Origin of the sequence: Kitasatospora sp. NPDC059973 (assembly GCF_042737525.1) — a bacterium.
Classification (GTDB): Bacteria; Actinomycetota; Actinomycetes; order Streptomycetales; family Streptomycetaceae; genus Kitasatospora.
Map to the genome: position 1 here is coordinate 1 of NZ_JBHWUI010000246.1, position 8,821 is coordinate 8,821.

At 70.3% G+C, this 8,821-nt stretch carries 7 protein-coding genes and 1 pseudogene; 6 read left to right on the plus strand and 2 right to left on the minus strand.

Annotation, left to right across the window (positions count from 1 at the left end; translation table 11 throughout):
• Nucleotides 1-84 precede the first annotated feature (84 nt).
• Nucleotides 85-798, plus strand: a pseudogene (locus ACFWA9_RS36505) (IS3 family transposase); the annotation flags it as partial.
• Between the two features lie 617 nt (nucleotides 799-1,415).
• Here the strand turns inward: ACFWA9_RS36505 and ACFWA9_RS36510 are convergent.
• Entirely contained in the window at nucleotides 1,416-2,051 is a 636-nt protein-coding gene (locus ACFWA9_RS36510; RefSeq protein WP_380393399.1) for a TetR/AcrR family transcriptional regulator, read from the minus strand.
• 98 nt (nucleotides 2,052-2,149) lie between these two features.
• Between ACFWA9_RS36510 and ACFWA9_RS36515 the strand changes: the two genes are divergently transcribed.
• The gene (locus ACFWA9_RS36515) at nucleotides 2,150-3,124 is read left to right on the plus strand and encodes a zinc-binding dehydrogenase (protein WP_380393402.1); all 975 of its coding nucleotides are present in this window, start codon (nucleotides 2,150-2,152) and stop codon (nucleotides 3,122-3,124) included.
• Between the two features lie 227 nt (nucleotides 3,125-3,351).
• Here ACFWA9_RS36515 and ACFWA9_RS36520 read toward each other — a convergent pair whose 3' ends face one another.
• The gene (locus tag ACFWA9_RS36520; protein ID WP_380393414.1) at nucleotides 3,352-3,492 is read right to left on the minus strand and encodes a DUF6199 family natural product biosynthesis protein; all 141 of its coding nucleotides are present in this window, start codon (nucleotides 3,490-3,492) and stop codon (nucleotides 3,352-3,354) included.
• Nucleotides 3,493-3,687: 195 nt separating this feature from the next.
• Here ACFWA9_RS36520 and ACFWA9_RS36525 point away from each other — a divergent pair, with 195 nt between their 5' ends.
• The 4 genes from ACFWA9_RS36525 (at nucleotide 3,688) to ACFWA9_RS36540 (ending at nucleotide 8,655) form a co-directional block, all read left to right on the plus strand.
• Nucleotides 3,688-6,666 carry an RHS repeat-associated core domain-containing protein gene (locus ACFWA9_RS36525; protein ID WP_380393417.1) on the plus strand — a complete coding sequence of 993 codons (2,979 nt, stop codon included), beginning with the start codon at nucleotides 3,688-3,690 and terminating at the stop codon, nucleotides 6,664-6,666.
• Between the two features lie 4 nt (nucleotides 6,667-6,670).
• A complete protein-coding gene (locus tag ACFWA9_RS36530) occupies nucleotides 6,671-7,405 on the plus strand; it encodes a DNA/RNA non-specific endonuclease (protein WP_380393405.1) in 735 nt (244 codons plus the stop codon).
• Nucleotides 7,406-7,444: 39 nt separating this feature from the next.
• Nucleotides 7,445-8,011: an SMI1/KNR4 family protein gene (locus ACFWA9_RS36535; RefSeq protein ID WP_380393408.1), complete on the plus strand. Its 567-nt coding sequence runs from the start codon at nucleotides 7,445-7,447 to the stop codon at nucleotides 8,009-8,011.
• A 128-nt stretch (nucleotides 8,012-8,139) separates the two neighbouring features.
• The gene (locus ACFWA9_RS36540) at nucleotides 8,140-8,655 is read left to right on the plus strand and encodes an SMI1/KNR4 family protein (protein WP_380393411.1); all 516 of its coding nucleotides are present in this window, start codon (nucleotides 8,140-8,142) and stop codon (nucleotides 8,653-8,655) included.
• Nucleotides 8,656-8,821 lie beyond the last annotated feature (166 nt).

The window sequence follows — 8,821 nt, forward strand, 5'->3', positions numbered from 1 at the left end:
GGGAACGGCGCGACGACATGCACGAGGCCTTCCTCGGCCTCGCCGCCTGCCTGATCACTCACCGCCACGTCCAACGCCTTTGTTAGGACCTCTTACGGGGTGCCGAGAGTGCATGCCGAGCTGAGGGCTCGGGGCCGGGTGGTCAATCGCAAAGCGGATAGCCCGCCTGATGCGCGAGCACGGCATCATCGGCCGCCACCTGCGTAAACGCTGCCGGACGACGGTCCAGGACAGGAGCGTGCCGCCGGCTCCGGACTTGATCGGGCGGGACTTCACGGCGGCGGGGCCCGATCTCCGGTGGGTCGGCGACATCACGTATCTGCCGGTCGGCGGGTCGTGGATGTGTCTGGCCACCGTCATCGACCTGCACTCGCGGCGTCTGGTGGGCTGGTCGTTGGCCGACCACATGCGCACCGGGCTGGTCACCGACGCGCTGGAGGCCGCGGTGGCGGTCCGTGGCGGTCGTGTCGGTGGCGTGATCTTTCACTCGGACAGGGGGTCGCCCAATACGGCTCGGCCGAGTTCGCGAGAGTTTGCCGGCGCCACGGTGTCCGTCGGAGCACGGGAAAGGTCGGCTCCAGTTACGACAACGCTGCCGCGGAGAGCTTCTTCGCCTCGCTGAAGAGGGAGTTGATGCACGGAGTGCGCTGGTCCAGCCAGCACGAGGTGAGGCTGGACGTGTTCCGCTGGATCTCCTTCTACAACGTCCGAAGGCGTCGCTCCACGCTCGGCTACCTCAGCCCGGTCCAGTTCGAACAGCAGACAGCGGCGTCCCGTAGGATCACACTCGCCGCATGAAACTCCGGTGTCCACGTCCCGGGGGAAGGCTCAGTGTCCGACCTCGCCCCTCGCGTGAGGCACGGCCAGGACCAGCGACGTGGACGCGGTGGCGCAGGTCCCCCCGGGCGGTTCGCCACCGTCTTCGCCTGCCTCGATCACCGCGCCGCGCCGTGCGTCGACCCGGACCATGAGCAATCTCGGCGTACTTCTACCAGCCCCGTCACCCGCGACCATCCGGTCCCGCCCCGCCCGCACTGGTATGACGCTTCCTCGGTCGAGCCGACGGTGGGCACCAAGCCCCGCCCGGCTCCCGGTGCCCACTCTCGGGTTGGGCCGTATGCCTGCTCGCTCGCTCGGCCCTGCGCGGAGCCGGCATCGCCCTCGGTCCCTCGGTCGGGTCCCGGTGCGCAGGCCGTGCTCACCGCTCTTCCCCGCCGCAGTGGTCCGACCGGTCCAGTAGCAGCCGCCGCTCTCGCGTCCCTTCGTCAGGTCCCCGGTGGGAGAGGCGACTCCGACGGGAGAACTCTGCCCTGGGTCCCGGTCGCCAGCACTTCTGGCTCCCTACCGGGACGTTTCGGCCAACTCCCGACGGGGCGGTGGCTGCACCGGCGCGGCGCTGGTGTCATGGCGGCTCTTCACGATCGAGGTCGGGGTCGCGGTCCGAAGCTTCCCGTTCGCGCGGCGCTACTGGCGCGGGTGCCTGGCTCGGCGTCGGCGACGCGGAGGCCGTCGATCATGAAAGCCGCGAGGCGTCGTGCCGCTGCGTCGCGCGTGGAGGCGGGCGCGGCGGTCAGTCCGCGGCCGGCGAGGAGAATGACGACGAAGTCATCGAGCACGAAGTCCGGACGCAGCCGGCCCGCAGCTTGCGCGCGGCGGATGAGGGTCGAGACGGCGCGGCCCAACTCCTCGCGGTGTGACACGAAGTCGACGATGCCGGGGTGTGCCGACATGAACGCGTCCGTGAAGCCCTGGTTGCGCGCGTTGAGGAGCAGGGCGCGCTCGATGACGTCGCAGAGCCCGCGCCACGGATCCGGGTCGGCGGTGCCGTCGTAGACGATCGAGCTGCACTCGGCGAGCTCCTCCTCGAACGCCTCAAGCACCAGGTCCTGCTTCGTCGGGAACCGGCGGTAGAGGGTCGCGGGCCCGACGTCCGCACGCCGGGCGATCTGTCGCATCGTCACCCCCAGCCCGGACTCCGCGAAGAGCGACCGGGCCGCGGCGAGGACACGATCGCGGTTCTCCCTCGCGTCGACACGCAGCAGGTGAGTCATCTTTCAGGCGATCTCTCTCACAACAGCAAGTGGACGGATCCGTCCGTTACGTTCGATCGTACGGGAGTCAACCGGCCCTAACCAGTCAGGAGCGATGCATGCGAGCAGTCTCGATCCGTACTTTCGGCGGCCCGGACGGCATGGAGGTCGTCGATGTCCCCGTCCCCAGCCCGAGCGCAGGTGAGGTCGTCATCCGGACCGCGGCGATCGGGGTCGGCGGAGTCGACGCGGTGATCCGGCGCGGCACGCTGGGCGCGCTCGGCCCGGCCATGCCTCGCGACGGTCTGGTGCCGGGAAGTGAGGTGGCCGGGACGGTCGCGGCCGTGGGAGCGGGTGTCGAGGCGTCGTGGCTCAACCGACGCGTCTGGGCGTTCACCGGCCTCTCCGGCGGCTACGCCGAGTACGCGGTCGCGCGGATCGCGAACGTCACGCCGCTGCCCGCCGGCCTGACGCCCGTCGATGCGGTGACACTCGGCAGCGCCGCCCCGGTGGCGCACTTCGCCCTGCAGCAGGCGCACTTCGCCGAGGGCGAGACCGTGCTGGTACGTGGCGCGGCCGGCAGCATCGGCATCGCAGCTGTCGAGATCGCGGCCCAGGCCGGTGCACGGGCAGTCGCGGTGACCACGTCCTCAGCCGAGCGGGGCGAGCGGTTGATGGAGTACGGCGCGACACACGTGCTCGACCGTGACGGGAACAGTACGCGTGGTCCCGAGCCGGCCGGCTTCGATGTGATCGTCGACATCGTCTCCGGGCCGGCGCTGCCCTCGTTCCTCGCGCGGCTCGCACCCCGTGGCCGGCTCGTGCTGGTCGGCCTCGTCGCCGGGCCGCCTCCGGCGGACTTCGGGTCGGCGCTGCTGAGCCGGTTCCGGCAGTCGCTGTCGGTCGCGACCTTCAGTCTGGACACGGTGCCGCGAGCTGACCTGGCCCGGATACGCGCCGACCAGTTGGAGGCCGCGGTGCGAGGTGACCTCAGCGCCGTCGTCCATGCCGTCCTCCCACTCGAAGCTGCGGCAGACGCCCACCGGCTGATGGATGCCGGCGAGGTCTTCGGGCGGGTCGTCCTGACACCGTGACGCACCGCCGCCCGGTGACGTGGGTTCTACTGGTGCACCAACGTGCCGCGCAGGGGTGAGCGTCGAAGTTGGCTACAGGGCACGCATTCCCGGAGCGTGTAGCGGCTGGGCGGGGCATCCGGCTGCGGCTGTCGAGGTCAGGCCTCCTCGGGGCCACCTTGGTGGCCACCCCGGCAGGCTGCACGCACGCTGACGCCCACCCCTGGCCACCCCCGCTCTCCAGGGGCTCACCTCAGGTGGGAGATGAGGATCCATACGGCAACAGCGAGGAACACGATCCCGACCACGCGCTGCATCGTGTAACCCCTGCGCGTGGGCTCCGCGCCATCGGGGTCCTTCACCCACCCTCGCTGGAGCCGCCGGTTCACCCCCCCCGCACCCAGCTCGCCTCCTCCACCGGCGGCCCCAGCGCCGTCTCCACCTTCGCCTACGACCAGCGTGGCCTGCTCACCGCCAGCACCTCACCCAACGGCAACGCCCCCGGCGCCGACCCCGCCGCCTACACCACCACCCACCAGTACGACGCCCTCGGCCGCGCCGTCGCCACCACCGCCCCGCAGATCCTGACCGAGAGCGGGGGAGCGGCCCCCGCCACCACCCGCCCCACCGTCACCACCGGCTACAACGCCTTCGGTGAGGCCGTCACCACCAAGGACCCGCTCGGCCGCATCACCCGCACCACCGTCGATAAGCTCGGCCGCACCACCTCGGCCACCCTGCCCGACTACACCCCGCCCGGCACCACCACACCGCTCACCGCCACCAGCCGCGTCGAGTACGACAAACTCTCCCGAGTCACCGCCAGCACCGACGCGGCCGGCCGGCGCACCACCTACACCTACGACCGCCTCGGCCACCAGGTCCAGCGCGTCGAACCCAACTCCCTCGGCGGCCTCCAGCCCCCCGTCGACGACAACCCGCCCACCTGGACCGCGACCTGGACCCCCACCGGCCTCCCACTGTCCGCCACCGACCCGGTCGGCGCCCGCACCGAGGCCACCTACGACCAGCTCGGCCGCACCCTCACCGCCACCACCGTCGAACGCAAGCCCACCCCCCAGAACCTCACCACCACGTTCACCTGGGACGACGCCGGCAACCAGACCGCCCTCACCACCCCGACCGGCGCCACCAGCACCACCATCTACAACCCCGCCGGCCAGACGGTCACCACCACCGACCCCCTCGGCCGCACCAGCACCCTCGAATACGACACCGCCGGCCGCCCCACGCGCGCCATCGCCCCCCTCGGCGAATCCACCCGCACCCACTACGACACCCTCGGCAACCCCACCACCACCGACAACCTCGACCCCACCGGCACCGTGCTGCGCACCACCACGACTGGGTTCGACCTCGAAGGCCGCGCGGTCTCCTCCACCAGCCCGGCCACCGGCGCCGTCACCAGCACCACCTACGACGCGCTCGGCCGCCCGACCACGCTCACCGAGCCGGTCGCCGCCGGCCAGAACATCACCACCACGTTCGGCTACGACGCCGCCGGCAACCGCACCCGTCTGACCGACGGCCAGGGCAACACCACCGTCTACACCTTCAACCCGTGGGGCCTTCCGGAGTCCACGATCGAGCCCGCCACCACCGCCCACCCGGCGGCGGCCGACCGTACGTGGACCACCGCCTACGACGTCGCCGCCCAGGCCGTGAAGCTGACCGAACCCGGCGGCGTGGTTCGCACCCGCGGCTATGACCCGGCCGGACGTCTGGTCCGCGAGAGCGGTACCGGCGCCGAGGCGGCCACCACCGACCGCGAACTGGCCTACGACAAGGCCGGCCACCTCGTCCGGCACAACTCCTCGACCCTCACCGGCCAGAGCTACGCCTACAACGACCGCGGCCTGCTACTGAAGGCCGGCACCGACCTGAACTCCGCCACCCAGACCTGGGAGTACGACGCCGACGGGCGCCTGGTCAAGCGCTGGGACAAGGACACCGGCGACACCCTCATGGGCTACCAGGCCGACGGCCGGCTGGACTGGGCGCACAACCCCCGCACCGGCACGCAGAACCGGTACGGCTACGACGGCGACGGCCGCCTCGCCACACAGTCCTACGTCGCCCCCGACCCGGCCGACACCACCAAACTCAAGACGATGTCGGAGCGCCGTCTCGGCTACGACCCGCTCGGCCGCCTCACCGGCGACCAGCTGCTCGTCGGCGGCGACACCGCGACCCCGCTGACCGGCACCACCTACGAGTACGACCTCGACGACCGCCTCACCCGTAAGACCGTCGCCGGCACCGTCACCGACCCGGTGCGGGACAACCACTACGGCTACGACCTGGCCGGGCGCCTCACCTCCTGGACCGCCGACACCACCACGACCGTCTACACCTGGGACGCGGCCGGCAACCGCACCGGCAACGGCACCGCCACCGCCACCTACGACGAGCGCAACCGCCTGCTCTCCGACGGCACCAGCACCTACCGCTACACCCCGCGTGGCACCCTCGCCGCCGTCACCACCGGCCTCAAGCAGGAGACCCTCGCCGACGACGCCTTCGGCCGCCTGATCACCGAGGGCACCACCGCCTACACCTACGACGGCCTCGACCGCGTCACCACCCGAAACGCCGCCAGGTTCACCTACGACGGCGGCTCCAACAACCTCACGGGCGACGGCACCTGGAGCTACGCCCGCGACGGGGCCGGCACCCTGCTCGGCGCCACCAACGGCACCGCCAACCTGCGGATCCGCACCGACCAGCACACCGACGCCACCGCCACCCTCAACACCGTCGGCACCACCGTCACCGGCGCCACCACCTACGACCCCTTCGGCAAGCCCGTCACCACCACCGGAACCCGCTCCAGCCTCGGCTACCAGTCCGGCTGGACCGACCCCGACAGCGGCGACGTCAACATGGCCGCCCGCTGGTACCGCCCCGGCACCGGCTCCTTCACCAGCCGCGACTCCTGGCAACTCGACCCCAGCCCCTCCGTCCAGGCCAACCGTTACACCTACGCCAACGCCGACCCGCTCAACCGAACCGACCCGACGGGACACTTCGCTCCGGCGCCAGCGCCGGTCAAACCCGTACCGCTCCCACCGCGGCCGAACCCGCCGGCGCCCAAGGGAGGGGGCGGGGGGCGTACGCCATGGGGCCTGCTCGCCACCATCTTCACCAACATCCTGACCACCAACATGCAGGACGACTCCTGCGAAGCCCAGCTCGGGATGAGCTGCGCGGAATACAACAACCAGCAGCGCCTACAGCCAGGACCAAGCAACCCCACCCTCAACCCCTACTACGGCTACGTGCATCAGGGCTCAGGCCTCGGAGCCCTGATGGCCACCCCCGCCGCAGTTCACCCCGACCCAGGCCAGTGGTCCGGCGCCGACCGGTCCGCCGGCGGCGGGCCCAAGCGGTGGAACCAGTGCCGGGACCGGTACGAACACGGCCTGCCGCACCTGCAAGCGGCCCAAGGCACCCCCGAGCCCGACCGCCGTCAAGGTCGAGCCGCCCAAACGCCTGTGGGACCCGACCAAGGCAACCGTGGAACGGCCCGTCCCCCAGCCTGACTGGATGCCCCCCAAACCCGAAGACGCCCTCAAGTGGCTGTCCGCCTCCTACTCGACCGCCGACCTCCTGGCGATGCTGACCGTCAATCAGAACGCGAGTCCGATCGTCATTGACCTTCCGTGGCCGCTTCCCTCCCAGGGGTTCGGCAACCCCCTGGACCGGTCCGGCCGTGGCGGCGGTAGCTGCTACCGCAACGGTAAGGCGTACATCGACTACGGCGATCTCGACACCGCCCGGGGCAACAGGGCCACCGCCGCGGACGCCTGCATCGACGACTCGCTCATAGACAAGGGCAGCCCGGTCGGGACCAAGAAGCCGGGACGCTACCAGGAAGCACGAGACCTGGCTGACGACGAAGGCCTGGAGCCCGAGACCGCGATCAACGCCTGCCACCTCATCGCGGACAAGCTCGGTGGGGACGGGAAGGATCTCAGGAACCTTTCCACCTGTGCGCGTCAGGCCAATTCCTACCGGAGCGTTGACAACGGCCGGATCGAGGACAACATGCGCGCCTTCGAGAAGGAAGTCATCTATCAGGTGGTGAAGAACAAGCAGATCGTGCACTACAACGTGGAGCCGGTCTACGCCGACGACAGCAAGGTGGTCCCCGTGGCGTACATCATGTTGGCGTTCGGGACCGACGCGGCCGGAGTCCCCGGATTCCAGAAGGCCGAGGTCGTTCCGAACTCGCTCTATGGGCCAAAATCCAAGACCTGGTACAACCTCGGGCTACAGTGAGAGTGATCAATGGCACGCGAATTCGACATCAACAGGCTCATGGAACTCATGCCCCCGCACGACGGGGCCGGTGAATCCGGTGACTGGGCGGCGGTGGAGCAGGCGTGGGGCTTCCGGTTCCCGCGCGACTACACCGAGTTCATCACCCGGTACGGGCAGGGGAGCATCGAGGCCTGCGTTTCTGTGCTCGCTCCTGACGAGCTGATGCCGCCGGACGCCCCGCAACCCGGCATGCGCGGTATGACGGAGGAAGCGCGCTGGCTCTTCGAGGAGGACGGCGAGCCCACCGACGAGGTGCGCTCCGCCGAGCAGATCATCGCCTGGGGAGGCTCCGCCACCGCCGACACCCTGTGCTGGCTGACGGTCGGCGACGACCCGAACGCCTGGCCGGTCCTGGTCCTCGGCAGGAACGGCGGTGCCCCCCAGGTCTATGACATGGGGATGGCCGAGTTCCTCCACGGGATGCTCACGGCGGAGATCGATCCGTGCCCCGTCGGCATCACCGACGCCTGGGGCTGCGAGTCCCCCCGCTTCGTCCACTGGCGGCTTCGGCGGCAGAGGTCACGCGACAGGCTCGATCCGCTGACCGGCGGGCCGAGGATCTGACGCACCAACCTTGTCTGGCGGCCGGCGCTCGGCGCTCGGCCGCCAGACAAAGCGAGGCCGCCAGGGACAGGCGGTGGACAAGAGGGACGAGGGAGGAGACGACGGACACATTCGACATCAACAGGCTCATGGAACTCATGCCCCCGCACGAGGGAGCTGGCGAGTCCGGTGGCTGGGCGGCGGCGGAGTCGGCGTGGGGCTTCCGGTTCCCGCGCGACTACACCGAGTTCATCACCCGGTACGGGCAGGGGGAGATCTCTCGCTCCCTTGCCGTGTTCGCCCCCGACGAACTGATGCCGCCGAACGCCCCGAAACCCGGCATGCACGGCATGACGGAGGAGGCACGCTGGGCCTTCGAGGAGGACGGCGAGCCCACCGACGAGGTGCGCTCCGCCGAGCAGATCATCGTCTGGGGAGGCTCCTGCACCGCCGACACCCTCGGCTGGTTGACGATTGGCGACGATCCCGATGCCTGGCCGGTCCTGATCCTCGGCCGCAGCGGCGGTGCGCCCTTGGTCTTCGACATGCGCATGGCCGAGTTCCTCTACATGCTGCTCTACGGCGGGATCAGCCCGAGCCCCGTCGGCGCCGTCGTGACCTGGGGCGAGCAGCCGCCCCGCTTCGTTCATTGGCGGGCCGAGTAGCGGCGGACCCGGGGTCTGACAGATTGTTCATCCGGCAGGTGGAGCTCAACCACGCGTGGCTGATGGCCAGCTAGTACTGCAACGGTGCTTACCGTGATGAGACTTCAGCTCTTGGGCTGTGGCCTCGTCTCTTGTAGTGGCTGGTCCGGGCCTGGTGTTGGCGTCG

Coding starts and splice junctions, on each gene's coding strand:
- ACFWA9_RS36510 (WP_380393399.1), bottom strand. CDS start 2,051: ATGACTCACCTGCTGCGTGTCGACGCGAGGGAGAACCGCGATCGTGTC.
- ACFWA9_RS36515 (WP_380393402.1), top strand. CDS start 2,150: ATGCGAGCAGTCTCGATCCGTACTTTCGGCGGCCCGGACGGCATGGAG.
- ACFWA9_RS36530 (WP_380393405.1), top strand. CDS start 6,671: ATGCCCCCCAAACCCGAAGACGCCCTCAAGTGGCTGTCCGCCTCCTAC.
- ACFWA9_RS36535 (WP_380393408.1), top strand. CDS start 7,445: ATGGAACTCATGCCCCCGCACGACGGGGCCGGTGAATCCGGTGACTGG.
- ACFWA9_RS36540 (WP_380393411.1), top strand. CDS start 8,140: ATGGAACTCATGCCCCCGCACGAGGGAGCTGGCGAGTCCGGTGGCTGG.